The sequence below is a fragment of the Streptomyces sp. NBC_00286 genome (assembly GCF_036173125.1).
In the GTDB taxonomy this organism is placed as follows: Bacteria; Actinomycetota; Actinomycetes; order Streptomycetales; family Streptomycetaceae; genus Streptomyces.
In genome coordinates, this window is the sequence record NZ_CP108054.1 from 5,568,928 (window position 1) to 5,594,152 (window position 25,225).

At 69.0% G+C, this 25,225-nt stretch carries 25 protein-coding genes, 1 tRNA gene and 2 pseudogenes; 11 read left to right on the plus strand and 17 right to left on the minus strand.

Annotated features, from left to right (window positions below):
• The 9 genes from OHT21_RS25665 to OHT21_RS25705 all read right to left on the minus strand — a co-directional run bounded on the left by OHT21_RS25665 (position 1) and on the right by OHT21_RS25705 (position 8,624).
• Entirely contained in the window at positions 1-258 is a 258-nt protein-coding gene (locus OHT21_RS25665) for an acyl carrier protein (protein ID WP_328770686.1), read from the minus strand.
• 204 nt (positions 259-462) lie between these two features.
• On the minus strand, positions 463-1,704 hold the full coding sequence (locus OHT21_RS25670) for a ketosynthase chain-length factor (RefSeq protein ID WP_328770687.1): 1,242 nt from the start codon (positions 1,702-1,704) through the stop codon (positions 463-465).
• On the minus strand, positions 1,701-2,966 hold the full coding sequence (locus tag OHT21_RS25675) for a beta-ketoacyl-[acyl-carrier-protein] synthase family protein (protein WP_328770688.1): 1,266 nt from the start codon (positions 2,964-2,966) through the stop codon (positions 1,701-1,703). The genes OHT21_RS25670 and OHT21_RS25675 overlap by 4 nt, the downstream gene beginning before the upstream one ends.
• Positions 2,963-3,424 carry a cupin domain-containing protein gene (locus tag OHT21_RS25680; protein ID WP_328770689.1) on the minus strand — a complete coding sequence of 154 codons (462 nt, stop codon included), beginning with the start codon at positions 3,422-3,424 and terminating at the stop codon, positions 2,963-2,965. The genes OHT21_RS25675 and OHT21_RS25680 overlap by 4 nt, the downstream gene beginning before the upstream one ends.
• Positions 3,425-3,525: 101 nt before the next feature.
• Positions 3,526-4,656, minus strand: a complete 1,131-nt coding sequence (locus OHT21_RS25685) for a SchA/CurD-like domain-containing protein (RefSeq protein ID WP_328770690.1) — start codon at positions 4,654-4,656, stop codon at positions 3,526-3,528.
• Positions 4,657-4,839: 183 nt separating this feature from the next.
• On the minus strand, positions 4,840-5,475 hold the full coding sequence (locus OHT21_RS25690) for a class F sortase (protein ID WP_443050660.1): 636 nt from the start codon (positions 5,473-5,475) through the stop codon (positions 4,840-4,842).
• A 416-nt stretch (positions 5,476-5,891) separates the two neighbouring features.
• Positions 5,892-6,368, minus strand: a complete 477-nt coding sequence (locus OHT21_RS25695) for a hypothetical protein (protein WP_328770692.1) — start codon at positions 6,366-6,368, stop codon at positions 5,892-5,894.
• 136 nt (positions 6,369-6,504) lie between these two features.
• Complete coding sequence (locus tag OHT21_RS25700; protein WP_328770693.1) at positions 6,505-8,178, minus strand: FAD-dependent oxidoreductase; 1,674 nt, start codon at positions 8,176-8,178, stop codon at positions 6,505-6,507.
• Positions 8,179-8,318: 140 nt separating this feature from the next.
• On the minus strand, positions 8,319-8,624 hold the full coding sequence (locus tag OHT21_RS25705; protein WP_328770694.1) for a hypothetical protein: 306 nt from the start codon (positions 8,622-8,624) through the stop codon (positions 8,319-8,321).
• 152 nt (positions 8,625-8,776) lie between these two features.
• Here OHT21_RS25705 and OHT21_RS25710 point away from each other — a divergent pair, with 152 nt between their 5' ends.
• Positions 8,777-9,868 carry a YihY/virulence factor BrkB family protein gene (locus OHT21_RS25710; protein WP_328770695.1) on the plus strand — a complete coding sequence of 364 codons (1,092 nt, stop codon included), beginning with the start codon at positions 8,777-8,779 and terminating at the stop codon, positions 9,866-9,868.
• Positions 9,869-9,924: 56 nt separating this feature from the next.
• Here the strand turns inward: OHT21_RS25710 and OHT21_RS25715 are convergent, their stop codons facing one another.
• A complete protein-coding gene (locus OHT21_RS25715; protein WP_328770696.1) occupies positions 9,925-10,680 on the minus strand; it encodes a VOC family protein in 756 nt (251 codons plus the stop codon).
• A gap of 276 nt (positions 10,681-10,956) precedes the next feature.
• Between OHT21_RS25715 and OHT21_RS25720 the strand changes: the two genes are divergently transcribed.
• The gene (locus tag OHT21_RS25720) at positions 10,957-11,673 is read left to right on the plus strand and encodes a glycosyltransferase family 32 protein (protein ID WP_328774219.1); all 717 of its coding nucleotides are present in this window, start codon (positions 10,957-10,959) and stop codon (positions 11,671-11,673) included.
• Positions 11,674-11,850: 177 nt separating this feature from the next.
• On the opposite strand, the gene OHT21_RS25725 is transcribed toward OHT21_RS25720, so the two are convergent.
• The gene (locus OHT21_RS25725) at positions 11,851-12,039 is read right to left on the minus strand and encodes a hypothetical protein (protein WP_328770697.1); all 189 of its coding nucleotides are present in this window, start codon (positions 12,037-12,039) and stop codon (positions 11,851-11,853) included.
• 60 nt (positions 12,040-12,099) lie between these two features.
• On the opposite strand from OHT21_RS25725, the gene OHT21_RS25730 reads away from it, so the two are divergent.
• Together OHT21_RS25730 and OHT21_RS25735 are read left to right on the plus strand one after the other, a co-directional pair.
• Complete coding sequence (locus OHT21_RS25730; RefSeq protein WP_328770698.1) at positions 12,100-12,390, plus strand: transposase; 291 nt, start codon at positions 12,100-12,102, stop codon at positions 12,388-12,390.
• Positions 12,391-12,445: 55 nt separating this feature from the next.
• A pseudogene (locus OHT21_RS25735) lies at positions 12,446-13,255 on the plus strand (IS3 family transposase); the annotation flags it as partial.
• Between the two features lie 638 nt (positions 13,256-13,893).
• Here the strand turns inward: OHT21_RS25735 and OHT21_RS25740 are convergent.
• Positions 13,894-14,121 carry a hypothetical protein gene (locus tag OHT21_RS25740; protein WP_328770699.1) on the minus strand — a complete coding sequence of 76 codons (228 nt, stop codon included), beginning with the start codon at positions 14,119-14,121 and terminating at the stop codon, positions 13,894-13,896.
• Between the two features lie 329 nt (positions 14,122-14,450).
• Here OHT21_RS25740 and OHT21_RS25745 point away from each other — a divergent pair.
• A pseudogene (locus OHT21_RS25745) lies at positions 14,451-14,758 on the plus strand (tyrosine-type recombinase/integrase); the annotation flags it as partial.
• Positions 14,759-14,841: 83 nt separating this feature from the next.
• Here the strand turns inward: OHT21_RS25745 and OHT21_RS25750 are convergent.
• Positions 14,842-14,915 (minus strand) — tRNA-Pro (locus OHT21_RS25750).
• A 120-nt stretch (positions 14,916-15,035) separates the two neighbouring features.
• The gene (locus OHT21_RS25755) at positions 15,036-15,962 is read right to left on the minus strand and encodes a metallophosphoesterase (RefSeq protein WP_328770700.1); all 927 of its coding nucleotides are present in this window, start codon (positions 15,960-15,962) and stop codon (positions 15,036-15,038) included.
• Positions 15,963-16,152: 190 nt separating this feature from the next.
• Between OHT21_RS25755 and OHT21_RS25760 the strand changes: the two genes are divergently transcribed.
• Positions 16,153-16,617 carry a GatB/YqeY domain-containing protein gene (locus OHT21_RS25760; RefSeq protein WP_328770701.1) on the plus strand — a complete coding sequence of 155 codons (465 nt, stop codon included), beginning with the start codon at positions 16,153-16,155 and terminating at the stop codon, positions 16,615-16,617.
• 184 nt (positions 16,618-16,801) lie between these two features.
• Here OHT21_RS25760 and OHT21_RS25765 read toward each other — a convergent pair whose 3' ends face one another.
• On the minus strand, positions 16,802-19,066 hold the full coding sequence (locus OHT21_RS25765) for a transglycosylase domain-containing protein (protein WP_328770702.1): 2,265 nt from the start codon (positions 19,064-19,066) through the stop codon (positions 16,802-16,804).
• 408 nt (positions 19,067-19,474) lie between these two features.
• Between OHT21_RS25765 and wblA the strand changes: the two genes are divergently transcribed.
• Positions 19,475-19,813, plus strand: coding sequence for a transcriptional regulator WblA (gene wblA / locus OHT21_RS25770; RefSeq protein WP_033321758.1), 339 nt, complete (start codon positions 19,475-19,477; stop codon positions 19,811-19,813).
• A 213-nt stretch (positions 19,814-20,026) separates the two neighbouring features.
• Here the strand turns inward: wblA and OHT21_RS25775 are convergent, their stop codons facing one another.
• Together OHT21_RS25775 and OHT21_RS25780 are read right to left on the minus strand one after the other, a co-directional pair.
• The gene (locus tag OHT21_RS25775; RefSeq protein WP_328770703.1) at positions 20,027-21,331 is read right to left on the minus strand and encodes an ArsA family ATPase; all 1,305 of its coding nucleotides are present in this window, start codon (positions 21,329-21,331) and stop codon (positions 20,027-20,029) included.
• Positions 21,328-22,305, minus strand: coding sequence for an ArsA-related P-loop ATPase (locus OHT21_RS25780; RefSeq protein WP_328770704.1), 978 nt, complete (start codon positions 22,303-22,305; stop codon positions 21,328-21,330). Before OHT21_RS25780 ends, OHT21_RS25775 begins: the two co-directional genes overlap by 4 nt.
• Before the next feature lie 186 nt (positions 22,306-22,491).
• Between OHT21_RS25780 and OHT21_RS25785 the strand changes: the two genes are divergently transcribed.
• The 4 genes from OHT21_RS25785 (at position 22,492) to OHT21_RS25800 (ending at position 25,172) form a co-directional block, all read left to right on the plus strand.
• Complete coding sequence (locus OHT21_RS25785; protein ID WP_003981536.1) at positions 22,492-22,653, plus strand: DUF4177 domain-containing protein; 162 nt, start codon at positions 22,492-22,494, stop codon at positions 22,651-22,653.
• Positions 22,650-23,117 (plus strand): RidA family protein, encoded by a 468-nt coding sequence (locus OHT21_RS25790; protein WP_328770705.1) that lies wholly within the window; start codon positions 22,650-22,652, stop codon positions 23,115-23,117. Before OHT21_RS25785 ends, OHT21_RS25790 begins: the two co-directional genes overlap by 4 nt.
• Positions 23,118-23,296: 179 nt before the next feature.
• Positions 23,297-24,166: an NUDIX hydrolase gene (locus OHT21_RS25795; RefSeq protein WP_328770706.1), complete on the plus strand. Its 870-nt coding sequence runs from the start codon at positions 23,297-23,299 to the stop codon at positions 24,164-24,166.
• A 175-nt stretch (positions 24,167-24,341) separates the two neighbouring features.
• Positions 24,342-25,172: an MBL fold metallo-hydrolase gene (locus tag OHT21_RS25800; protein ID WP_328770707.1), complete on the plus strand. Its 831-nt coding sequence runs from the start codon at positions 24,342-24,344 to the stop codon at positions 25,170-25,172.
• The last annotated feature ends 53 nt before the right edge of the window (positions 25,173-25,225 follow it).

Here is a 25,225-nt window from a genome sequence, read left to right on the forward strand (position 1 = left end):
TCACGCTCCCGCCACGAGGGCACCGTTGACGAGGTCGAGGAACTGCCGCGGGGTCTTGCAGCGCTCCGCGTCGGGAGGCAGCGGGGTGCCGTACCGCTTCTCCAGCTCGCCCACGACGCCGAGCAGACCGAGCGAGTCGATGCCGAGGGCGTCGAAGCCGGAGTCGCTGCGCTCCTGCAGTTCGCCCGGGGCGACGGTGACTCCGGCTGCCTTCTTCATGAGTTCGGCCAGCTCTTCCACGGTGATGTGATCACTCATGCCGTTCATCTCCTTTTTTGTTGGGTCGTTCGCCTACGGAGCGCTGGAGCCGGTGTCGAGAGCACGACCGTGCTCGACCCTCCTTCGTCGGGCACTCCGCGCTCCCCCAGACTTCGTCCGGGGGGACCCCCACGCGCTCTCGACACCGGCGCGCTCCTCCGGTTCACTCCCGGCGCTCGATGCTCGATCTTTCTGGTCGTTCGCCTATGGGGTGCCACGCCGCAGTACGAGCGCCGAGTTCGACCCCATGAGGCCCCGGCTGAGGATCAGCGCCGTGTGCAGCTCGGCGGCGCGGGCCCGGCCGGTCACGAGGTCGAGGTCATGGCAGACGTCGAAAACGTTGGGGGTGGGCGGGATCAGTCCGTGCTCCATCGCGAGTACGGCCGCCGCGGCGTCCAGCACGGACGCCGCGCAGTAGCCGCGGCCGATCCCGGTCTTGGGGGCCGTGACGGGTACGCGTCCGCCGTGCGCGCCGAGGGCGTCGGCGATGGCCAGGGCCTCGGCGCGGTCCGCCTCGGGTACGCCGAGGGCGTCGGCGAAGACCACGTCGATCTCTCCGGGGGCGCTGCCCGCCTCCTCCAGGGCGCCGCCGATGGCCCGGGCGAGCCCCTGCCGGGACTCGGCCCAGCGGGAGGCGCCGGTGAACGTGGCGGCGTGTCCGGCGACGGTGGCCCGTATGCTCGCGCCCCGCTCCCGGGCCGCGCGCTCGTCCTCCACGACGAGCATGGCGCCGCCCTCGGCGGGTACGAATCCGCAGGCCTCGGCGGTGAAGGGGCGGTAGGCGCGGGCCGGGTCCTGAGCGGTGCTCAGTTCCTGGTAGCCGAGCTGGCAGACCACCGAGTAGGGGGCCAGCGGTGCCTCGGTCGCGCCGGCCACGATCACATCGGTGCCGCGGCGTGCGGCCCGCGCCGCGTGCGCGAGGGCGTCCAGGCCGCCGGCCTCGTCGGCGGCGACGACCGAGCAGGGGCCCTTGAAGCCGCGGCGGATGGAGATCTGGCCGGTGCTGGCGGCGTAGAACCAGGCGATGGACTGGTACGGGCCGACATACCGGCTGCCCTTCCCCCACAGTTGCTGCAGCTCGCGCTGCCCGAACTCACCGCCGCCGGAACCCGCCGCGGTGACCACGCCCACGGAGAACGGCGATTCGCCGGTGTCGGCCTGGCCGAGGCGGGCGTCGTCCAGCGCGAGGTCGGACGCGGCCAGCGCGAAGTGCGTGAACCGGTCGGTCTGTACGAGATGGCGTTCCTCGACCGCCTCCGAGGCCTCGAAGCCCCGTACCTCGCCCGCCACCCGCAGCGGCAGATGCTCACAGCCCTCGCGGGTGACCCGGTCGAGGACGCTGATGCCCTCCTGCGTGGACTTCCAGAAGGACTCGGTGCTGGGTCCGTTGGGCGCGATCACACCGATTCCGGTGACGGCCGCACGCCGTGGCTGCGGTTCGCTCATCGTGCCTCCTTTGGCCGGGTCAGGATCACCGCGGACTGGAATCCGCCGAACCCGCTGCCCACGGAGAGCACGTTGTTGAGTCTCCGTTCGCGGGCGACGCGCGGGACGTAGTCCAGGTCGCATTCGGGGTCCGGGGTCTCGTAGTTCGCGGTGGGCGGGACCACCTGGTGGGCCAGGGCCAGCACGCAGGCGACGAGTTCGATCGCCCCGATCGCGCCGAGGGAGTGGCCCACCATGGACTTGATGGAGCTCATCGGGATGTCGTACGCGTGCTGTCCGAGGGCTCGTTTCACCGCGGCGGTCTCGTGCCGGTCGTTCTGCTGGGTGCCCGAGCCGTGCGCGTTGACGTAGTCGATCGCCGTGCCGGCGAGCCCCGCGTGGCCGAGGGCGGACTCGATCGCCCGGGCCATCTCCAGGCCCTCCTTGGTCAGGCCGGTCATGTGGTAGGCGTTGCCGAAGGTGGCGTAGCCGCTGAGCTCGCAGTAGATGTGGGCGCCGCGGGCCAGGGCGTGTTCGAGCTTCTCCAGGACGAGTACGGCGCTGCCCTCGCCCATGACGAACCCGTCACGGTTGGCGTCGAAGGGGCGGGATGCGTGGGCGGGGTCGTCGTTGTTCGCGGACGTGGCCTTGATGGCGTCGAAGCAGGCCATGGTGATCGGTGAGATCGGCGAGTCCGAGGCACCGGCTATGCAGATGTCCGCCCGGCCCTCCCCGACGGTGTGGAAGGCGTAGCCGACCGCATCGAGGCCCGAGGTGCAGCCCGTGGAGACGGTCTGCACCGGCCCGTGCGCCCCGAACCGCTCCGCCACCGCCGAGGCGAGCGTGCTCGGCGAGAACGCCCGCTCCAGATGCGGGCCGGCCTCCCGGTGGTCCACGTCCCAGCGCTCTCCGCGGTTGCTGACCAGGACATAGTCGTGCTCGAGGCGGGTCGTGCCGCCCACCGCGGTCCCGAGGGAGACCCCGACCCGCCAGGGGTCCTCCCGGCCGAGGTCCAGGCCGGCGTCGCGTATCGCTTCCTCCGCGGCGACCAGGGCGAACTGTACGTACCGGTCGGAGCGTGCGATCTGCTCCGCGTCCAGCCCGTGGGCCGCCGGATCGAAGTCGCACTCGGCGGCTATCCGCGAACGCAGGCCTGTCGGGTCGAAGAAGGTGATGCCCCGGGTCGCGGTACGCCCGCCCGCCAGGAGATCCCAGAACGCCGGTACACCGATGCCGCCCGGGGCGACGACGCCTATGCCGGTGACCGCCACGCGCCCGGTCATGAACCGACCTTGCGTCGGTCGACCGTCCGGCCCCCGGTCGTGCAGGCCCCCTCCGACGCGACCGCGACGGCCTCGGTCCCCTCGGTGTCGACGTGACCGAGCGGCGGGCTCGGCGCCAGCGGACCGAGGTGGAAGACGATGCGCGCCTCCACCTTGCCGACGTTGCGGAAACGGTGCCGCATACGAAGGGGGATCATGAGCCCCTGCTCGGGCCGCAGCGGAAGGGGGTCGCCGTCCAGGTCGACCTCCAGCTCCCCGCAGAGGACGTACACGAACTCCTCGGAGTACGGGTGGTAGTGCTCACCGATGCGGTCGCCGGGCTGCACGATGGCCACGCCCATGAAACCGCTGGTGGAGCCGACCGTAGCGGGGGTGAGCATGGCGCGGAGATCGCCGCCGCGCCGGGTGTTGGGCTCAACCTCGCTGAGATCCACGATTCTGGGACGGGGTTTGATCACGACGTTGCTCCGATCGTGTGCTGTGCCGACCTGAGAGCCGGTCGGCTTGAGGGCCGTGGTCGCCGCGACCCGCGTGGTGGACGGATCAGGCTTCGGTCGAGTCAGACTTCGGGCGAGCGGCGGTCGGTGACGAGGTCCATCCGGGCCAGGCCGATGAGGCGCTTGAGGTCCGTGTCGGCGGCCTTGTCCACAAGCGTCGTCAGCTCGGCCGCGGGACCGGGGTCCGGGAAGCCGAGAGCCAGCACCGGGTCGGCCGCCTCGAGGCCGCCGAGCACATCGATCAGCCGGACCACCACATCGCCGCGGTGGAAGATCGTGCTGCGCAGAATCGGGCTGTACGGACTGCCCGCCGCCGCCTCGTCCTGCCGCGCCAGAACCTCGGCCAGCCGCATGCCGAGACCCGGCCGCGCCGGGTAGTACAGCGCATGCCGCTCCGCCCGCGGGTTGTCCCGTTCCGCCGTCACATGGTGTACGGCGGGCAGCGCGGCCCGGGTGAAGAAGACCCGCGCGGACTCGGGGTCGTCGAGATCCCGGTCCTGCTCCAGGTAGGGGTTGATGGCCTCCTCCACGGCCCGTACCTCGGGCTGCCGGGCGACATGACGCAGCGCGGTGAGCAGGTCGCCCCGCACCTCGATGGCCCGCACGACCCGGTTGCCGTGCATGAACAGGGACGTACGGCACAGCCTGGTCGTGTCGTCGACCCGCGGCTCGGGCGAGGCGTAGTCGGCGAGGATCTTCGCGACCTCCGCCTCACTGCCCGGCTTCACCGTGAAGGTGAGAGCGTGCCGGATCACCCCGTCACCGATCCGCGGCGAGGCCTGCAGCCGGCGCTTCGCGGGAGTGGCCTCCGCCGGGCCACCGGTCTCGCGTACGACATGGAAGCGCAGCGACCTGGTGTCCCGTACACAACTGTGCAGCGGCTCCACCATCCGGACGTGCTCCTCGCTGTTCACCCAGGCGAGGAACGGCGGGGCGCTCTCCCACTCACTCGTGATGAGCCACTGGGAGGGGTTCTCGATCGACTGGCACAACTGGTCGCTGACATGCCCGGGAACGGACGCGACCTGGTTGCACAGCTGTTCGTACGCCTCCAGAAATTGCTGCTGGGCCCCGTCATGGACGTCCACCAGCAGGACGACACGAAGCCGGGAGCCGTCGAACACGGACTGGGAGACACGCTGCGAGACCTGGCGTGTCAGCCGTTCTGAAGCAGGTGCGGACGTGGTGGTCATCCTGCTCACATCTCCTTCGCGGGCAGAGGTGGACGTCGGCCGCGGTGCTGCGACATCGGCGTGCCTCGATCCTGTGTCCGCCTGCGGGAGCGCGCGACTCGTATGGACTACGCGGGTGATGGGCCATGAGGGAACCCCGGCACCCAACTGCACTGAGGTGGCCGGGGCTTCGGATGCCGGGGTTCAGACGAGATGGCCGAAGATCACCAGGTTCTCCGGGTAGTCCTTGGCCGAACGGTCGTAGACACCCGCGCATGTGATGAGCCGTACCTCGGCCCGGTTCGTGTCGCCGTAGACCCGATCGTTGGGGAACTTGTCCTTCTTGAACGTCTCCGCACTGTCGACCACGAACGACGCCCTACGCCCGTCGGCCCGCGCGACGTGGAGGACATCCCCCTTCTTCAGCTCACGCAGCCGCGCGAACACGGCCGCGGAGGTGGTGGTGTCGACATGCCCCGCGATGATCGACGTACCCAGCTCACCGGGCGAGGCCCCCGCGGCGTACCAGCCGACGAGGTTGGTGTTGTTGACGGGAGGCGCTTCGAGCTGGCCCTTGGCGTCGAGGCCGAGGTCGGTGAACGGGGCGTTGACCAGGATCTTCGGGATATGCAGCCGAGTGGGCTGCGAGCGAGGCAGCTGCTTCTCCGGCTTCACGGCCTGGGGAGGCGTCTGGGGCGTGGGCGTCTCCGCCTGGGGCGCGGCGGGCGGGGCCTGCTGGGCTGTGGGCGGGACAAGGGAGCGCTGCGGGGTCTCGGAGGCCGAGTTGAAGCCCTCGTACAGGGTGGCCGCGAGGACGACGAAGACCGCGGCGCAGAGCATGGTCAGGGCGGTGCGCAGCCGACTCGGGGGCGGGGGCGGGTCGTCGCTGGGGGAGGTGTTGGTGAAGGGGGTGCGGTCGGTAGAGGGGGGATAGGGCGGAGGAGCGGGCGGATAAGGGGGAGGGGACGGATAAGAGGAAGGGGGGGCTGCCATTCGGGGACCACCTCATTAGGACGCGGCAGCAGGGGAGGGGGAGAGCGGTTCTCGTGGCGGGCCCGTGCGGTACCGCGCCCCTAAAAGGAGGCCGAAGGCCTTCCTTTTAGGGGCGCGGGGCTGTGACATATGCGGCTCCGCCGCGTGGGCGCGACCAGCCACAACGGACCCGCAGCTTTCGAACCGCACTTCCAGCGGAGCGTCAGGGCCGCCACGCGGCGTGCAGGTGGCGGCCCCGACGGCTATGGCGGACGGCATCGGGGTCAGGCCACGCTGCCGGCAGTCTTCCTGCGGCGAGCCGCAAAAAGCCCCGCGGCGGCAACGCCCAGAACGGCCAGCCCACCCGCCGTCACCGACGGCTCGGAAAGCCCGCCCCCACCGGTGTGCACGCCACCGTGCGGCTTGTCGTGCTTGTCCTTCCAGTCCTTGCCGTACCCGTCCTTGCCGTGCCCGTCCTTGCCGTGCCCGTCCTTGCCGTACCCCTTGTCCCCGTTCTCCTTGCTCCAGTCGTCCGCGCCGACCGAGGTCAGCGCGCCACCGCCGGCCTTCACACCGCCGTGCGGCCAGTCGTGCTTGCCGTGCTTGTCGTGCTTGTCGTGCTTGTCGTGCTCCTTGCCGTAGGAGGAGGAGTTCTCGCCCTTGGAGGACGGGTCCCAGTCACTCGCGTAGGCGCCGGGAGCGCCGAGAGCCAGGACGGCCGAAGCCGCCGCGGTGGCCAGGATCATTCGAGCAGAGCGCATCTGACGTTCCTTCCGGGCGTGGCCGGGCAGCTGACACTGCGTCAGCTGAGTCACCCGACCCCGATGTGAACCACCGTCAGTCAGTTGTCAGCCGCCCACCACTCGGGACGCTCAGCCGGGTGATCGCCGGTACCGTTCAGCCCAGTGCCAGGACCGTCGTCAGCACCTGGCGCAGCGTCAACTCCGCATCTTGTAGGGGACCTGACGACCGCCAGGCGACGAACCCGTCGGGCCGTACGAGCACGGCGCCCGTACGAGTCGTGCCATGGCGCTCCGCCCAGTCCGCACCGTCCTCGACCGTCAGCTCGCAGTCGTCTCCGGAGCCCAGCCGGTACGAGACGAGCGGCACCGGCGACTCCTCGGCGATGCGGAGGGCGGCCTGATGCCAGCCGCTCGCCTCGTCGGCCTCGGCGTTGGCGCCGGCATCGCTGAGCAGGACCAGGGACCGCTCGTACAGGTCGAGGGTGGAGACGCGCCTGCCCTCGTGCCGTACCCACAGGTGGGGCGCCCGGCTGCCGGGTGCCCCGGTCAGGTCGAGCTTCTCCGGGACGACCGGGGCCGCTGGATCGGCGCCGACGACGGCGCCCTGCGGGTAACGGTGGCCGAGGACGACGTTGAGGATGCCCTGCCGTGGCCCGCCGCCCACGCCGGGCGGCGGGGCGAAACCGGGGTGGCTGTGCTCGGCCGACCGGACGGCGGCGCGGGCGCTGGTCGCCTCCGCCACCGGACGCCGTTCCATGTCGTACGTCTCCAACAGCCCTTCCCCTCCCCAGCCGCCGAGCACCGCGGCCAGCTTCCAGGCCAGGTTGTGGGCGTCCTGGATCCCGGTGTTGGAGCCGAAGGCGCCGGTCGGGGACATCTCATGGGCCGAGTCGCCGGCCAGGAAGACCCGCCCCGACCCGTAGCTGCGGGCCACGCGCTGGGCGGCGTGCCAGGGCGCCTTGCCGGTGATCTCGATGTCGAGGTCCGTGTCGCCGACCGCGCGGCGGATGTGGTCGGCACAGCGCTCGTCGGTGAACTCCTCGAGCGTTTCGCCGAGTTCGGGGTGCCAGGGGGCGTGGAAGACCCAGTTCTCGTGGTTGTCCACCGGCAGCAGCGCGCCGTCGGCTTCCGGGTTGGTCAGGTAGCAGACGATGAAGCGACGGTCGCCCACCACCTCGGCGAGGCGACGGGAACGGAAGGTCACGCTGATGTTGTGGAACAGGTCGCCGGGGCCGCTCTGGCCGATGCCGAGCTGTTCCCGTACGGGGCTTCGGGGGCCGTCGGCGGCGACGAGATAGTCCGCGCGGATGGTGGTGTGTTCGCCCGTCTGCCGGCTCTTGACCACCGCGCTGACTCCGGTGGAGTCGGCGTCGAACGACATCAGTTCGGTGGAGAACCGCAGGTCGCCGCCGAGTGCCGTAGCACGCTCGAGGAGCACCGGCTCCAGGTCGTCCTGACTGCACAGACACCAGGAACTCGGGCTGAAGCGGGCCAGCCCGCCGCCCGGGTCGATCTCCTTGAACAGCCACTCGCCCGCGTCGCCGACGAGGGTGGGCGTCTGCAGGATGCCGTGGTTCTCGGCGAGGGTTTCCGCGGCCTTCCGGATGGCCGGCTCGACACCGGCCACCCGGAACAGTTCCATCGTGCGTACGTTGTTGCCGCGGCCGCGGGGATGGAGGGACGTACCGGCATGACGCTCCACCAGCGTGTGCCGCACGCCCAGCCGGCCGAGAAAGAGCGAGGTCGACAGGCCGACGAGGGAACCGCCGACGATGAGGACCGGCACTTGGTGGGTTCTCGGGCCGGCTCGATCGGCTCTTACGTTCATCACGCGCCTCCAGAGTGTGTCGTGTCCACCGACTCGGCCGAATCCGGCCGGGATCTCCATGCATGCCCCGCGGCGCGGAGGGTGGCTCAGGCTTCACCCAGGAGCGGGGTGCCGGCGGTGACTCACTCCCGCCGGCCCCTTCACGAGCGGTGGGTGATCCAGCGGAGGACGGAATCGGTGACCGCGTCGCCGAGGGAGCTGATGGCGTCCACGGCGTACCGGTCGCCGGGGCGCGGTGCGATACCGCGGACGGTGAGTGCGGCGTACAGGTCCAGCCGGCGCTGGTCGGCGGCGCTGAGGACGGTGAAGTCCAGACGCTGAGCGGGATCGGGAGGCGGCAACAGGTGGTCGCTGGTGCCGATGGGGTCGCGGACGGGGTCGCAGATGGGGGCGTAGCCGGGCCAGACGTCCTCGGTCGGGGCGAGGGTGTCGCTGAATGCGGTCACCGCGGATCTCCCTTGCTCGGGTGTGTGTCTGCCCGTTGAAGTCGCCCGGTGGCTGCCGCTGGTTGCGTGATTCCCCGGCTATCCCTCGAATGCCGTAAAAGTAGGCATACGCGGAACGAATGGGTGGGCGCTCAGCCGGATACCCGTGCGGCATGGTACGGACACTGAGACGGCATGGAAGGCACGACGGACACGGCACGCACGCCGGGCACAGTACGGCCGACCAGCAGGCCGGGACCGTACGGGCCCCGGAGGCCGGACCGGACGCCGGGCCGGATGAGCAGGTGGAGCGGCAGGCGCCGGACACGCCGACGGATCTGCCCAAGCGCTCCTGGTGGGCGGTGCTGAAAGGGACCCTCAAGGAGTTCAAGAAGGACGAGCTGACCGACCGGGCCGCGGCGCTGACGTACTACGGGATCCTGGCGCTGTTCCCGGCGCTGCTGGCGTTGATCTCGGTGATCGGAGTCGCCGGGGAGTCGGCGACACGGCAGGTGCTGGACAACATCGAGAATCTCGCCCCGGGGGCCGCGCAGGACGTCCTGCGCAACGCCGTGCAGCAGTTGCAGGGCAACGCCGGGATCGGCTCCGTCATGGCGATCGTGGGTCTGGTGCTCGCGGTGTGGTCGGCCTCCGGCTATGTCGCCGCGTTCATCAGGAGCGCGAACGCGGTGTACGACGTTCCCGAGGGCCGTCCCGTGTGGAAGGTCCTGCCGGTACGGGTCGGGGTGACCGTAGCGCTGATGATCATGGCTGTGGTCAGTGCGGTGATCGTCGTGTTCACCGGCGCGCTGGCCCGGCAGGTCGGCACCACGCTGGGCGTTGGTGACACGGCACTGACGGTGTGGTCGTACGCCAAGTGGCCGGTGCTGGTGGTCCTCGTGACGGTCATGATCGCGATCCTGTACTGGGCGACGCCGAACGCGAGGGTCCGCGGCTTCCGCTGGATCACGCCCGGCAGTTTCCTGGCGCTGGTGATCTGGATGATCGCTTCGGCGGGGTTCGCGTTGTACGTGGCCAACTTCGGCTCGTACAACAAGACTTACGGCACGCTCGCCGGGGTGATCATTTTCCTGGTGTGGCTGTGGATCACCAACCTGGCGATTCTGCTCGGCTTGGAGTTCGACGCGGAGCTGGCCCGCCAGCGCGCCGTCGCGGGCGGCCACCCGGCCGAGAAGGAGCCGTACGTGCAGCCGCGCGACACCCGGAAGTGGGACGAGGAGGACCGACGCCGTCTCGAATCCTGAGGTCGCGGCTCACCGCCGGCCGGCGGTGAGCCGCGACCCAGCGTCTGGTGATGGGCTCAGGGCCTCGTAATGACGGAGAACTCCACTCCGAAGGGGTCCGTGATGGTGGCGCTCCGGCCGTAAGGGGTGTCCTCGGGGGTGTCGGCGGTGGCGCCCGCCGTGCGGGCGCGCTCCACCACCGCGTCCGTGTCGGCCACCTCGAACGTGGTCGCCCAGACGGACTTGGGGGCGCCCGGGAAGCCGAAGATGCCGCCGATCTCCTTGCCGTCCCCGCGGCGCAGGAAGGTGAAGTCGAAGTCGGGAAGGGTCTCGTTGAGGTCCAGGGTGTAGTCGAAGACGGCCGTGTAGAAGGCCCGTGCGGGTTCGGGGTCGGGGGTGACCAGGTCGTTCCGTACGAGCGAGCCGGGCTCGTTGACGACCTCGCAGCCGACGTGCGCCCGCCCCTCCCAGAGACCGAACCGGGCGCCGACCGGGTCCTCGGCGATGACCATACGGCCCTGATCCCCGACGTCCGTCGGCGCCTTGAGCAGGGAACCGCCCGCGTCCACGATGCGCTTGGCGGTGCCGTCGCAGTCCGCGGCGGCGAAGTACATGGTCCAGCCGAAGCCCGTGGTGGCCGGGGCCTGCGCGAGGGCCGCGGCGGGCCGGCCGCGCAGCAGGCACACGGTGCCGAGGCCGCTCTCCGCGCCCTTCGTGTCGTACTCCCAGCCGAAGAGCGCACCGTAGAACTCCATCGCGCGCTCCAGATCGGGCACCCGGAGGTCGATCCACGTGGGCGTACCGTCCGGCTGAATGCTGCTGACGTAACTCATCGCGTGCTCCCTGATGTCGGACGAGCGAGAATCCACCACGACAGTAGGAGCCGTATAGGCCGAATCCTGTCCTATATCTGCCCCGTGTCTGCCGCATATCTGCCCCTGATCTGCCCGCGTCCGTGTCACGCCGATGGAACCCAAAAGCAACACGTGAGGTCCTGTCCCGCCCCACCGACGGTCCTAGCATCGAGTCCATTCCACGCGCCTGGGGGGCCGGTGGAACTGGGGGAGGGCAGAGGGACCGTGATCCGCAGCAGATTCCGTAGGTCCGTCATGAACACCGCGGATGCCGGGGATGCAGGGGATACCACGCAGGCAGGCGTGCCCAAGTTGATCCACATCATCTGGATCGGCGAGCAGGCCTTCCCGTACCGGGACAACTTCCGCACCTGGAAGAAGCACCACCCCGACTACCGGGTCCAACTCTGGACCGACAAGAACCTCCCCACCCTGCACAACCAGTGGGTCTACGACGCCCTCGCCGACCAGCCGCCCGCCGTACGGGCCGACCTGCTCCGCCTCGAAATCCTCGCGCAGTACGGCGGCGTCTACACCGACGCCGACTCCTGGTGCACCCAGCCCATCGGCCCGCTGATCGACGAACTGCCCTTATTCGGCATGACCGGCAATTACGGCAACGTCCAGAACGCCACCCTCGGCGCCGTCCGGAACCACCCCGCCTACCGCATGGCCGTCGAAGGCGCCGGGGCGCACTATCTCCGCCTGGCCTACCAAAAGCGCAACAAGACCGAGAAGTACCAGGTCTTCGACATCTTCGGCACCCGCTACATCACCCCCATACTGCGTTCCTTCCCCGGCTTCACCCAGATCGACATGGGCGCGGCCAAGGGAAGCCGCCGCCTGATAGTCGTCGAGGGCCTGGACAAAACCAGCGATGCCTACATCGTCCACGCCAACGCCACCACCTGGAAAAAGCCGGGCACCGACAACCGGATCAGCCTGACCCCGGCCTGCCCCGAAAGCGGCTGATCCCGGCAGGGTTGGCTCGGGGACGCCGGGTATAAGCCGGGCAGCACCCGAGCTCCCGAGGTGAGGAGGTACGCGGATGTCCGGAATCCCCCGCCGGCTCGCCCAGGCGATCAGCCTGCTCGCCGCCCTGGCAATGCTGCTGTGGCTGGCGACCCTGCTCGTGGAGAACTTCTGAGGTCAGCTCGTCCGGTGCGTCAGGTGTTCGTTCTCGTGATGCTTGGTGATGTACCGCTGCGCCAGCAGCGCACCGGACAGCATGAGCGTCGGGAGGGCGACCAGCAGCGACCCGCCGATCCGGTCGTTCTGCGCTTTCAGACACGCGATGGAAGCCAATCCGCCGTCCGCGTCACCGCGGCTGCGGTACACGCCGTACCTGACCTTCCCCTCGTAGCGTAGAGACCGTGACTGCAGGGGAAGTTGGGAGTCATGGCGGGCAAGAGACGGAAGTTTGACGCGGAGTTCCGTGCGGGGGCTGTGCGGATCGTGACCGAGACCGGCAAGCCGATCACGCAGGTGGCGAAGGACCTCGGGATCAACGAGACCACGCTGGCCAGTTGGGTGTCCCGGGCCCGCAGGGCGGGAGGGGCCGAGACGGCTGGTGAGAGCGAGGAGCTCGCGCGGCTGCGGCGGGAGAACGCGCAGCTGAAGAAGGACAACAAGGAGCTGGCCATGGAGCGTGATGTGCTCAAACGCTGCATGGTCTTGTGGGTGAAGTAGCTGCGGCGGACCCGGCCGCAGTGGTCGGGGCGATCAGCGATGGTTCTACAAGTGGCGCCGCCGCCCGGCCGAGCCGACGAAGCGTGAGGTCAGAAGGACTGCCCTGGCCGAGCGGATCCGCTGCTTCTTCGACCGCTCCGGCCAGACGTACGGCTCCCCGAGGATCACGTTGGATCTGTGGGAGGAGGGCTGGCAGGTGTCGCAGAACACCGTCGCCGAGATCATGGCCGAGCTCGGCCTGCAGGGCCGCAAGCCGCCTCGTCGACGCCGCTCGCTGACCCGCCCCGGCAAGCGGAAAGCCGTCCCTGACCTGGTACGACGCAAGTTCGACGCCATCGCGCCCGACGTGCTGTGGTGGGGCGACATGACGGAGATCGACACCGGTGAGGGCACGCTCTACCTCGCATCCGTCCACGACGCCTTCTCCCGCCGCGCTCTGGGCTACGCGATGGGCGAGCGGCACGATACCGCGCTGGTCAGCGCCGCCCTGCAGATGGCGATCGCGACAAGAGACGGCCAGGTCGACGGCGTCATCTTCCACACGGACCGCGGCAGCGAATACACGTCCGAGGCGTTCCAGCAGCTGTGCGGCCGCTGGGGCGTGGTGCAGTCCATGGGGCGCGTCGGGTCCGCCCTGGACAACGCCGCCGCGGAGTCGTTCCACTCCGTCCTCAAAGTCGAGTACGTCCACCGGCACACGTTCCGTACGCGGGCCGAGGCCCGGCTGAAGACCGCGACGTGGATCGCAGACTTCTACAACACCAAGCGCCGCCACAGCGCGGCCGGCGGGAAACCGCCCGCTGAGTTCGAACGGATCATCCAGGAAGCGCGAGCCCGGACCGATCAGGAAGGCCAGGCCGCATAACCAACGTCTCTACGAAAACTGGGGATTGACAGGACTTCGCTGCTGTACCGATCAGGAATCGGACGCCTGTGATCCCTACGTGTTCTGTCTCTCTGCCTTCCTGATCCGGCGAAGGTGCACGGCTCCGGCAATCCAGCTTGCGAACAGTAGGCCAGATGCGGACTCTAGCATCGCGACGTAGCGGTCCCCATCCATGATCAACTCAGCAACGTAAATCCCCGCGCTAAAGCTTCCCAGCAGGAACCAGCAGACCGAGGCGTTACCAAGCGATCCACGTGTCTTCTGCATGTTGCTCATGATGAGTGCGATCAGGCCAAATGGCTATATCCCTACAGCTCTACTGAACAACGTTCTCGCTGACCAGCGAGGCTGAAGAAGCCCACGGCTCTGACCAGCTCAGATGCCGTGGGCTTCCGTCGTCGTTGGTTAGCGTCGGCTGACCTTGGACGGCCCAGAGACGGCGCGGACTTCGCGCCGGGCCGTCGCCAGTTTGGAAGATCGCGTATGCGGGCCCAACCTGACCTGGCAGAACGTTGACCTGCGTGTTCTCGGGAGAATCGCCGACGTTCCCCGTTGGTCCCCGCTGCTTGCTCTCCCGTCGGGCACGCAAGGGGCACGGATGGCTGCGTGTGTGTGGGCTAGGACGACGGAGTCGGCTTCCCGCGCCGGGTAAATCGACGGCAGGCTACCCAGAGGTTGACCAAGAACAGCACTGATCCGGCGATCGGCCAGCCTACGGATCCACCGTCGCGGTAGGTCTCGATACCGATCACCAGCAGCAGTGAACCGACCGTCACGCCCATTAGGGCGCGCCCTAGGTCGAGGAGGACGTCTGCCTGCCTCGCGGTCTTCGAAAGGCTGGCCACGGCTAGATCGTGACAGGTGATCGCGCTCGTTGCCAAGGGTTGTTTCTCTGCCGCGACCTGCACCTTTCCACGCGGTCGGCGGAGCGACTTTGGCCGGGAGCTGCTTTGGGGCGAGTGATCATGGCCCCGTAAGCTCATGGCGAGTCGGGCAGTCTGTGGACCTACCCGTTAAAGCACGACGTTGGGGCCATGATCTTCGAGGCTCGCCCCAAAGTGGCTGGCTGAAGTCGCGGAGCCGACCGCCCCGGCCACAGAGGGTGTCTCCCACTTCATGCCCGCAGCCGCCGAGCGCGCCGCAGAGGCGGCGCGCGCCCGCGCCGTGCGCGGGCCTTGACGCGACCAACGTCCGACGGGCCTTCCGCCAGGCGCTCAAGGATGCCGAGGGGATCAACGCCGACGAGTGGACGCCCAGAGAGCTCGGCACAGCTTCGTGTCCCTGCTCTCCGACCACGGCATCCCGCTGGAGACCATCGCCCTGTTGGTCGGCCACAGCAGTCAGGCCACCACAGAAGCCGTCTACCGAAAACAGCTCCGGCCCGTGATCACGAAGGGTGCCGAAGCGATGGACGACATCTTCGCCGAAGATCAGGAAGAGGAGGAGGCGGAAGACCAGGAAGAGGGTGACGAGGTGGCCTGATCAAATTCGTTTGGCCCCCCGTTTGGCCCCCCGAGCATGAAAGAGGGCCATTCGCGATCATGCGAATGGCCCTCTGACCAGCGTCGGGGTGGCGGGATTTGAACCCACGACCTCTTCGTCCCGAACGAAGCGCGCTGCCAAGCTGCGCTACACCCCGGTGTCGCTTTGAGCAGGCCACTTCGAGTGGGCTGTGTCGTGGCGACGTCGATTACTTTAGCCCACTGGTGGCTGGAGGCGAAATCCGGTTTTTCGGGAGCCGGCGGTGCGGAGCCGGCCGCTACTCCCGCCCCGCCAGCGTCAGCAACGTAGCCTCCGGCGGGCAGGCGAACCGTACCGGCGTGTAGCGGTTCGTGCCGCAGCCTGCCGAGACGTGCAGGTACGAGGTTCGGTCGGCCGACGTATGCGTGGACAGGCCCTTCACGCGGTCCGTGTCCAGGTCGCAGTTGGTGACGAAGGCGCCGTAGAAGGGGAGGCAGAGCTGGCCGCCGTGGGTGTGGCCGGCCAGGGTCAGGGGGTAGCCGTCCGCGGTGAAGGCGTCGAGGACGCGCAGGTACGGGGCGTGGACGATGCCCATCGAGAAGTCGGCCGAGTCGGAGGGGCCGCCGGCCACGCTCTCGTACCGGTCATGTTTGATGTGCGGGTCGTCCAGGCCGGTCAGCTCGATCTCCAGGCCGTCGATCTTCAGCGAACCCCGGACGTTCGTCAGGTTCAGCCAGCCCGCCGAGTTGAAGCCGTCGCGCAGGTCCTCCCACGGGTTGTGGAGGGCGCCTACGACGGGCGGGTTGCCGTTCAGCCCGTGCCGTCCCTGCACCTTTTCCAGCAAGTACCGGGCGGGGTTGCGGAGTCTGGGCCCGTAGTAGTCGTTCGAGCCGAAGACGTATGCGCCGGGGAACTCCATCAGCGGGCCGAGCGCGTCCAGGACCTCCGGGATCGCCTCCGAGTCGGAGAGGTTGTCCCCCGTGTTGATCACGAAGTCGGGGCGCAGCCCGGCCAGCGAGCGCAGCCAGCGCTGCTTCTTGCGCTGGCCGCTCACCATGTGGATGTCGGAGACCTGGAGGACACGGAGCGGGCGCATGCCCGGCGGCAGTACGGGCACCGTCACCCGCCGCAGGCGGAAGGAACGGGCCTCGAAACCCACCGAGTAGACCAGACCGGCGGCACCGGCCGCCGTGATTCCCAAAGGTACTCCGTATCGCGCGCGCATACGCCCATCGTGTCAGACGGCGCGTACCCCGAAGCCGCACGGCTGTCCCCACTGCCGTACGACCGAAGCCGCACGCCTCTCCCCAGGGCCGTACGACCGAAGCCGCACGGCGGCCTTCCCCGGGCAACCGAACGCGTGCCGCGGGAAAACGACGGGCCGTTGTCCCACCACACCTGCGACAATCGACCCCATGACCACGCTCAAGTCGAAGCTGCAGGAAGACCTCAACGCCGCGATCAAGGAGCGCGACGAGCTCCGCTCCTCGACGCTCCGGCTGACCCTCGCCGCGATCACGAAGGAGGAGGTCGCGGGCAAGGAGAAGCGCGAGCTCTCCGACGAGGAGATCACCAAGGTGATCACCCGTGAGGCGAAGAAGCGCCGTGAAGCCGCCGAGGCCTTCGCGCAGGGCGGTCGCGCCGAGTCGGCCGAGCGGGAGAAGGCGGAGGGCGAGATCCTCGCCGAGTACCTCCCCAAGCAGCTGTCCGACGACGAGCTCCAGCAGATCGTCGCCCAGGCGGTCGATGAGGCGAAGGCGGCCGGCGCCGAGGGCCCGCGCGCCATGGGCCAGGTCATGAAGATCGTGAACCCGAAGGTGGCGGGCCTGGCCGAGGGTGGCCGCGTCGCCGCACTGGTCAAGAAGCAGCTCGCGGGCTGAGGATCCGGACTCCCAGGCTGCACAGCCGTACTCCGAGGCCTGCACAGCCGTACGCGATACGCCGATACGACGGTGGGGGCGCCCCTTGCAACAAGGGGCGCCCCCACCGTCGTACGAGCATCAATGCCGTCGTACGGCGTCAACGGCCAGGAGGCTTACCGTCAACGGCCAAGAGGCCTACGGCCTACGGGAACCGACCGCCGTTCCCGTTCCCGCCATTCCCGTTGCCACCGCCGATCGTCCACTCCTCCGGGATCGAGAAGGACGGCTGGGGGATGGGGAGGTCACCTATGCCACCGTTGCCGTTCCCACCGTTGCCGTTCCCGCGGTCGTCGCCGTTGTCGCCGTCGCCCGGGCGGTCCCTGTCCTCGTCGGGCGGGTCGGGGATGACGACGGGGTTGAAGCCCGGGGCCTCCTTGCCCTCGAGGGCGCCGGTCATGGCGTCCTTCCAGATCGGGCCGGGCACCCTGCCGCCGTAAACCTTCTCGTGCCACTGGCCGCCGATCGTGATGTTCGACATCTTGACGGCCTGGGTGGCGCTGCCGACCCAGACGGCGCCGGACATGTTCGGCGTGTAGCCGACGAACCAGGCGTTCCTGCGCTCGTCGGTCGTACCCGTCTTACCCGCGTTGTCGCGGTCGGAGAGGCCTGCCTGCTGTCCCGTACCGGAGTCGACCACTCCGCCCAGCAGCTGGTTGATGGTGTCCGCCGTGGTCTCGGACATCGCCCTGCTGCAGGTCGACTTCGGAACCTCGATCGACTTGGTCTCGCCGCCCATCCGCCGGTTGATCGACTCGATGGCGATCGGCGTGCAGTACGTCCCGCGGTTGGCGAAGGTCGCGTACGCGCTCGCCATCGTCAGCGGCGAGATGCCGGTGGAGCCGAGAGTGAGGGAAGACGGCACGATCGGCAGCTTCTTGCCGTTGCCCTGCACGACGCCCATCTTGTCCAGGATCTTGGACACCGGGCACATGCCGATGTCCTCGATCATCTGCACGAAGTAGGTGTTGACGGATTTCTCCATCGCCTCCCGCAGGCGGTACGGGCCGACCTCGGACTCGTCCTCGTTCTCCACCTTGGCGCCTTCCGAGTTCCGCCAAGGACTCCCATCACAGGTCTGCACCGTCTCCGGATACGGCATTTCGAACGGTGCCGGGTACTCCTGGATCGGCGGGGTGCCCTCCTCGAGGGCGGCCGCGGCCAGGAACGGCTTGAAGGTCGAACCGGTCGGGAAGCCGAAGGCCGAGCCGCCGAAACCGCGGTCGACCGAGTAGTTGAGCTCGGTCTCGTTCTTGCCGTAGCCGAACGGCTTCGACTGGCCCATGCCGAGGATCTTGCCGGTGCCCGGCTCGACCAGCGTGGCCGCCGTGGCAACCTTGTCCGACTTCCGGACGTGGTTCTTGATCGAGGCCTGGACCGATTTCTGGGACTGCGGGTCGAGCGTCGTACGGATCGTCAGGCCGCCCTCGTTCCAGAGCTTCGCCCGGGCCTTCTTGGTCTTGCCGAAGACCTTGTCGTTCAGCACCAGTTCGCGGACGTAGTCACAGAAGAAGCTCGCGCCCTTGACTGCCGTAATACACCCGTTGTTCGGCTTGCTGACCTTCAGGCCGAGCGGCATCTCCTTGGCCTCGTCGGCCTCCGCCTGGGAGACGTTGCCCAGGTCGGCCATGCGTTGGAGCACCACGTTGCGCCGCTGTATCGCCTCTTGCTCGTCGTTGACCGGGTCGTAGCGGGTCGGTGACTGGACGACGCCGGCGAGCAGTGCGGCCTGCTCCAGCTTCAGGTCCTTGGCGGACGTGGAGAAGTAGCGCTGGGCCGCGGCCTCGACGCCGTAGGCCTGCTGGCCGAAGAACGTGATGTTCAGGTAGTTCTCGAGGATCTTCTTCTTGCCGAGCTCTTCCTCGACCTGAATCGCGTGCTTCAGTTCCTTGATCTTGCGACCGAGGGTCTGCTGCGTGGCCTGGGCGACAAGCGTCGGGTCGTCGCCGGCCTCCTCCACGAAGACGTTCTTCACGTACTGCTGCGTCAGCGTGGACGCGCCCTGGGACACTTCGCCGCTCTGCGCGTTCCGGTTGAGCGCGCGCAGGATGCCCTTGAGGTCCACCGCACCGTGCTTGTAGAAGCGGGAGTCCTCGATCGCGACGATCGCCTGCTGCATGTACGGCGAGATGTCCTTGAGTTCGACCACGGTGCGGTCGCGCGAGTAGACCGTGGCGATACGCCCGCCCTGGTTGTCCAGGATCGTGGTGCGCTGACTCAGCGGCGGACGCTTGAGGTTGGCGGGGATCTCGTCGAATCCCTCGACCGAGCCCTTGGCCGCCAGCCCGAGTGCGCCGGCCGCGGGCAGCGCGATGCCCGCCGCGACGGCTCCGGCGAGCACGCTGACACCCAGGAACTTGGCGGCCTGCTGAACCGGAGACAGGCCTCCACCCGATCGCTTGTTTGCCATGAGGGCAGCCTACGTTCTCATTCGCCGGACACGCGTATAGGCCTTGGCCTAAGCTGCTCACAACTGTCACAGCAGCAGGGCTACGTATCAATACGGCTGGCGACCCCGAATCGTTCCAGTCGATTCCCAACTTTTTTGTTGGGCTCGTGCCCGAATCCGCCTCATGTGTCACTTGGCGTCCGTTGTGACGCAGCTCAACTGTCCTGGTTTGCCAGGAAGGTTACGTATGCCGTCAGCTCACTCCGTTGGGTGATCTGCCGCGTACCCATAGTCCATTCGGGCCATTCAAGATTGGGCCCGCAGGGGCTGGTTGACTGTGCCCACCTTCCGTAACGTCCTCAACTGGCGGCGGTGAATATGCCGCTGCCGCCGTGGGGGAGCCTCGATTCGGGAGAGGACGGCGCCGGTATGGGCTGGGTAACCGACTGGAGTGCGCAGGCGGCCTGTCGCACTACCGATCCGGACGAACTGTTCGTTCAAGGAGCAGCGCAGAACAGGGCGAAGGCAGTGTGCACCGGATGTCCGGTGCGTACGGAATGCCTTGCCGACGCGCTGGACAACCGCGTCGAGTTCGGCGTGTGGGGAGGGATGACGGAGCGGGAGCGCCGCGCACTGCTGCGCAGGCGGCCAACCGTCACCTCCTGGCGCAGGCTGCTCGAGACAGCGCGCACTGAGTACGAGCGGGGGGCGGGCATTCTGCCCCTCGACGAGGAAGAGGTGTACGAGCACTACGCGGCGGTGGGCTGACCGCTCGCCGCGGTCACCTCCCGCGGAACCGCGGTCACGTCAGGTACGTACCGCCGCGGTCGCGCGTACCTACAAGCACCGTGCGCAGCCGTCCACGACTGCTGCCGTACGGGCCGTATACGACGCTGTCTGCGAACATGGGCCCGCGAGGTCCCGTACGCAGCCGGGTCCAGGCGACCCCGAGAGGCCCACGCAGCTCCGGCCGGACACGCACTACGAACCGGCCGCGAGCCGGTCCCCGATGTCCCGCAGCCCTGCGAGGTCGTGCACATCGCCGGGCAGCGCGGCCACTTCTGCCACCGCCACCTCGGGGTGGAGCGCGGTGAAGCGGTCGCGCGTGCGCTGCTCGCGGAAGAGCAGCCGCATGCGCTCGGCGTGCAACCTCAGTAGACCTGCGGTGAGTTGCTCGACGGTCCGGGCCGTCCCTGCTCCTTCGGCGTCGATCCGGTCCGCGGCGGGGGAGCCTGCGTCGGGTGCGGGAGCCTCGGGAACGGCGGAAGCGGGAGATTCTGAACTGTCATACGTGTCGGGAGAGTTACGAAGTCCAGCTTTCCCACCCTCCTGATCGACAATGCGGGCTTCCGCAAGATTTTCCGCGGCGGCGAGCGCCCGCTCGGCGGACAGCTGAGCGGCGCCGCTGCTGTGCACCCGGTTCAGCACCAGACCCGCCAGCGGCATGGTCTCGGCGGCCAGCCGCTCCACGAAGTACGCGGCCTCGCGCAGCGCGTCGCGCTCCGGGGCCGCCACCACCAGGAAGGCCGTGCCGGGTGCCTGGAGGAGCTTGTACGTGGCGTCCGCGCGGGTACGGAAACCACCGAAGGTGGTGTCCATCGCGGCCACGAACGTCTGGACGTCCTTGAGGAGTTGACCGCCGAGCAGCTTGCCCAGGGTGCCGGTCATCATCGACATCCCGACGTTCAGGAACTTCATCCCGGCCCGGCCGCCCAGCTTCGCCGGCGCGGTCAGCAGCCGGATCAGCCTGCCGTCCAGGAAGGAACCGAGCCGCTTAGGGGCGTCCAGGAAGTCCAGCGCCGAGCGGGACGGGGGCGTATCGACGACGATCAGGTCCCATTCGTCGCGGGCCCGCAGCTGGCCCAGCTTCTCCATCGCCATGTACTCCTGCGTGCCCGCGAAGCCCGCCGACAGCGACTGGTAGAAGGGATTGCCCAGAATCGCGGCGGCCCGCTCGGGATCCGCGTGCGCCTCGACGATCTCGTCGAAGGTGCGCTTCATGTCGAGCATCATCGCGTGCAGTTCGCCGTCCGCGGAGTCGTCGATGCCCTTCACCCGGCGCGGGGTGTTGTCGAGCGCGTCGATGCCCATCGACTGGGCCAGCCTGCGCGCCGGGTCGATGGTGAGGACGACCACCTTCCGGCCGCGCTCGGCCGCCCGCAGCCCGAGGGCCGCCGCGGTGGTGGTCTTGCCGACGCCGCCCGCCCCGCAGCAGACCACGATGCGGGTCTTCGGGTCGTCGAGCAGCGGGTCGACGTCCAGGACGCGGACCGGGTCCAAGCTCATGAGATCCCCTGCCGGCGCAGTTCGGTGGCGAGTTCGTACAGGCCCGCGAGGTCCAGTCCCTCGGCGAGCAGCGGGAGTTCGTGCAGCGAAAGGCCGAGCTCCTGGAGTACGGCCCGCTGCTCGCGCTCCAGTGCGTACCGCTCGGCGTACTCGTCCGCCTGGGTGAGCAGCGGTTCCACGAGCCGCTCGGCGACCCCGCCGCGGCGTGCGCCGCCGAGTCCGGCCGCGGACAGCGACTTGGCGATGGCCGTGCGCGGCACCTCGCGGGTGAGCGCCAGGTCGTCCTCGTCGAGGATCGTGGGCCGCACCATGTTCACGATGATCCTGCCCACCGGGAGCTTCGCGGCACGCAGTTCGGAGGCCCCGTCGACCGTCTCCTGGACGGGCATCTCCTCCAGGAGGGCCACCAAGTGCACGGCCGTCTCACGGGACTTGAGGACCCGCATGACGGCCTGGGCCTGGTTGTGTATCGGACCCATCTTGGCGAGGCCCGCCACCTCGTCGTTCACGTTCAGGAAGCGGGTGATGCGGCCCGTCGGCGGGGCGTCCATGACGACGTAGTCGTACACGAACCGCCCGGTCTTGTCCTTCCTGCGGACCGCCTCACAGGCCTTGCCGGTCAGTAGTACGTCCCTGAGGCCGGGCGCGATCGTCGTGGCGAAGTCGATGGCGCCGAGCTTCTTCAGGGCCCGTCCGGCGCCCCCCAGTTTGTAGAACATCTGGAGGTAGTCGAGAAGCGCCAGCTCGGGGTCTATGGCGAGGGCGAACACCTCCCCGCCCCCGGGTGCGACGGCGATCTTCCGCTCCTCATAGGGCAGCGCCTCCGTCTCGAAGAGTTGCGCGATGCCCTGCCTGCCCTCGACCTCGACCAGGAGGGTGCGCTTGCCCTCCGTGGCGAGGGCGAGCGCGAGGGCTGCGGCGACCGTCGTCTTACCGGTACCGCCCTTGCCGCTGACGACCTGGAGCCTGCTCACATCTTCGAGCCTAACCAGTCGGCGGCCGGGCTACGCAGGTGGCTGTGGACAACGGGTGGCGGAGGCTGTGGAGAACGTGCGGGGGAGCTGGGTACTGAGGTGTGCGGAGGCAGGCCGCAAGTCACGCGGAACCCAGGCCGCCGGGCGAGCGGAAGGCCGTGCGGGGCAGCGGATACAGTCGGCCACATGACCAAGTGGGAATACGTGACTGTGCCGCTGCTCGTCCATGCCACGAAGCAGATTCTGGACACCTGGGGCGAGGACGGCTGGGAGCTCGTCCAGGTCGTGCCCGGGCCGAACAACCCCGAGCAGCTGGTGGCCTACCTGAAGCGCGAGAAGCAGGCATGAGCGCCGTCGAGTCCAAGCTGGCCGAACTCGGGCTGACCCTGCCCGAGGTGGTGCCGCCGCTGGCCGCGTACCAGCCCGCTGTGCAGAGCGGGGTGTACGTCTACACCTCCGGCCAGCTCCCCATGGTGGACGGCAAGCTCGTGGCCACCGGCAAGGTGGGTGCGGAGGTCGCTCCGGAGGCGGCCAAGGAACTGGCCGCCACCTGTGCGCTGAACGCCCTGGCCGCGGTCAAGTCGATCGCGGGTGACCTCGACCGCGTCGCGCGCGTGGTCAAGGTCGTCGGCTTCGTGGCCTCGGCCCCCGACTTCACGGCCCAGCCCGCCGTCGTGAACGGCGCGAGCGAGCTGCTGGGCGCGGTCCTGGGCGACAAGGGCGTACACGCGCGAAGCGCGGTCGGGGTGGCGGTGCTGCCGCTGGACTCACCGGTGGAGGTCGAGATCCAGGTGGAGCTGACGGAGGCGTAGTCCGGTCCTCTGGGGCTGACGGAGGCGTAATCGGGCCCCCTGGGGAGCCGGTCGGTCGGTGATCGTTCGTGGATCGGGCTCCCTGGGGCGTTGGTTCCGCATTGGTTCCTCCGGGCGGCCCTTGGAGCAGGCGATTGTTGCCTCTCGAACATCAGCTCTCTACGGGATAGCCTCCGCGCATGGCGAATGGGCAGTGGTATCCACCGGAGTGGCCGGACCGTATCCGCGCGCTCGCGGAGGGCAGGCTCACACCGGTCGTCCCCAAGCGGGCGGCCACCGTCATGCTGCTCAAGGACACCGACGGCACTCCCGCCGTACACATGCTGCGCAGACGCGCCTCCATGGCCTTCGCCGGAGGCGCGTACGCCTATCCCGGAGGCGGCGTGGACCCCAGGGACGACGAGCGGCAGATCCGCTGGACGGGTCCCACGCGCGCGTGGTGGGCATCCCGGCTCGGCGTCGACGAGACCTCCGCCCAGGCGATCGTCTGCGCGGCGGTGCGCGAGACGTACGAGGAGGCGGGCGTGCTGCTCGCCGGCCCCACCCCGGACAGCGTTGTCGGCGACACCACGGGCGACGACTGGGAGGCGGACCGTGAAGCCCTGGTCGCCCGGGACGTCTCCTTCGCCGAGTTCCTGGAACGTAGGGGGCTCGTGCTGCGATCCGACCTCCTGGGGGCGTGGACGCGCTGGATCACCCCGGAGTTCGAACCTCGCCGCTACGACACATGGTTTTTCGTGGCCGCCCTCCCGGAGGGGCAGCGCACCCGCAATGCCTCTACGGAGGCCGAGAGCACCGTCTGGATCCGCCCCGGGGAGGCGGCGGACGCGTACGACAAGGGCGACCTCCTGATGATGCCGCCCACCATCGCGACCTTGCGCCAGCTCCGCTCATACGCCACTGCCGCCGAGGCCCTCGCCGCAGCACCCGGGCGCGACCTGGCCCCCGTCCTGGCCCAGGCCCGCCTGGAGAACGGCGAACTGGTACTGACCTGGCCGGGCCACGACGAGTTCACCAAGCACATCCCAACCGGTGGAGCCCCCGCATGACGGACGCAGCAGCCCTTCCCGGCCAGCCGCGGGGCGGGGGCCCATTTCTTCGTGCGTCCCTCGCACCGATTCGCGGCCACGCCGCGGTAGCGGCATATCGGGCACCGCGAGACGCTGTGCCGACCTCCGGCCGACTACGTGAGGTGCTGCCGCCCCCGATGGAAGGCGCCCACACATGACGGACGCAGCAGCCCTCCCGGGCCAGCCGCGGGGCGGGGCTCTCGACGGTCCCGCCACACCGCGTGCGATCAACGTTCTCGCGCCCAACGCGTCCCCGATGACGCTCGACGGGACGAACACGTGGATCGTGTCCGAGCCGGACTCCGAGCTCGCGGTGGTGATCGATCCGGGGCCCTTGGACGACGTACATCTGCGCAATGTCGTGGACACCGCCGAGAAGGCGGGCAAGCGGGTCGCGCTGACCCTGCTGACGCACGGGCACCCCGACCATGCCGAGGGCGCCACCCGGTTCGCGGAGCTGACCGGCACGAAGGTGCGGGCGCTCGACCCGGCGCTACGGCTCGGCGACGAGGGCCTGGCGGCCGGAGACGTGATCAGGACGGGCGGCCTGGAGCTGCGCGTCGTACCAACCCCCGGGCACACCGCCGACTCGCTCTGCTTCCATCTCCCCACCGACCAGGCAGTCTTGACCGGCGATACGATCCTGGGCCGAGGCACCACGGTCGTCGCCCACCCCGACGGCCGCCTCGGCGACTACCTGGACACCCTGCGCCGACTGCGGTCCCTGACAGTCGACGACGGCGTACACACGGTCCTACCGGGCCACGGCCCCGTCCTGGACGACGCCCAGGGAGCCGTCGAGTACTACCTGGCCCACCGAGCCCACCGCCTGGCCCAGATCGAAACAGCGGTCGAGGACGGCTACCGCACTCCGAGCGAGGTAGTGGCGCATGTGTACGCCGACGTGGACCGCTCGCTGTGGCCGGCGGCGGAGCTGTCGGTGCGGGCGCAGCTGGACTATCTGCGGGAGCACGGCCTCATCTAGGCCCCGTAAGGGGCGCGGGGCTGTGTCGATTTGCGGCTCCGCCGCGTGGGCGC

Excerpts from the sequence above, each read along its gene's own strand:
- OHT21_RS25760 (WP_328770701.1), top strand. The coding sequence starts at position 16,153 with ATGACCACGCTCAAGTCGAAGCTGCAGGAAGACCTCAACGCCGCGATC.
- OHT21_RS25720 (WP_328774219.1), top strand. The coding sequence starts at position 10,957 with ATGAACACCGCGGATGCCGGGGATGCAGGGGATACCACGCAGGCAGGC.
- OHT21_RS25785 (WP_003981536.1), top strand. The coding sequence starts at position 22,492 with ATGACCAAGTGGGAATACGTGACTGTGCCGCTGCTCGTCCATGCCACG.
- OHT21_RS25795 (WP_328770706.1), top strand. The coding sequence starts at position 23,297 with ATGGCGAATGGGCAGTGGTATCCACCGGAGTGGCCGGACCGTATCCGC.
- OHT21_RS25715 (WP_328770696.1), bottom strand. The coding sequence starts at position 10,680 with ATGAGTTACGTCAGCAGCATTCAGCCGGACGGTACGCCCACGTGGATC.
- OHT21_RS25675 (WP_328770688.1), bottom strand. The coding sequence starts at position 2,966 with ATGACCGGGCGCGTGGCGGTCACCGGCATAGGCGTCGTCGCCCCGGGC.
- OHT21_RS25685 (WP_328770690.1), bottom strand. The coding sequence starts at position 4,656 with ATGACCACCACGTCCGCACCTGCTTCAGAACGGCTGACACGCCAGGTC.
- OHT21_RS25765 (WP_328770702.1), bottom strand. The coding sequence starts at position 19,066 with ATGGCAAACAAGCGATCGGGTGGAGGCCTGTCTCCGGTTCAGCAGGCC.
- OHT21_RS25700 (WP_328770693.1), bottom strand. The coding sequence starts at position 8,178 with ATGAACGTAAGAGCCGATCGAGCCGGCCCGAGAACCCACCAAGTGCCG.
- OHT21_RS25775 (WP_328770703.1), bottom strand. The coding sequence starts at position 21,331 with ATGAGCTTGGACCCGGTCCGCGTCCTGGACGTCGACCCGCTGCTCGAC.
- OHT21_RS25755 (WP_328770700.1), bottom strand. The coding sequence starts at position 15,962 with ATGCGCGCGCGATACGGAGTACCTTTGGGAATCACGGCGGCCGGTGCC.
- OHT21_RS25695 (WP_328770692.1), bottom strand. The coding sequence starts at position 6,368 with ATGCGCTCTGCTCGAATGATCCTGGCCACCGCGGCGGCTTCGGCCGTC.
- OHT21_RS25665 (WP_328770686.1), bottom strand. The coding sequence starts at position 258 with ATGAGTGATCACATCACCGTGGAAGAGCTGGCCGAACTCATGAAGAAG.
- OHT21_RS25670 (WP_328770687.1), bottom strand. The coding sequence starts at position 1,704 with ATGAGCGAACCGCAGCCACGGCGTGCGGCCGTCACCGGAATCGGTGTG.
- OHT21_RS25800 (WP_328770707.1), top strand. The coding sequence starts at position 24,342 with ATGACGGACGCAGCAGCCCTCCCGGGCCAGCCGCGGGGCGGGGCTCTC.
- wblA (WP_033321758.1), top strand. The coding sequence starts at position 19,475 with ATGGGCTGGGTAACCGACTGGAGTGCGCAGGCGGCCTGTCGCACTACC.
- OHT21_RS25710 (WP_328770695.1), top strand. The coding sequence starts at position 8,777 with ATGGTACGGACACTGAGACGGCATGGAAGGCACGACGGACACGGCACG.
- OHT21_RS25690 (WP_443050660.1), bottom strand. The coding sequence starts at position 5,475 with ATGCTCTGCGCCGCGGTCTTCGTCGTCCTCGCGGCCACCCTGTACGAG.
- OHT21_RS25730 (WP_328770698.1), top strand. The coding sequence starts at position 12,100 with ATGGCGGGCAAGAGACGGAAGTTTGACGCGGAGTTCCGTGCGGGGGCT.
- OHT21_RS25790 (WP_328770705.1), top strand. The coding sequence starts at position 22,650 with ATGAGCGCCGTCGAGTCCAAGCTGGCCGAACTCGGGCTGACCCTGCCC.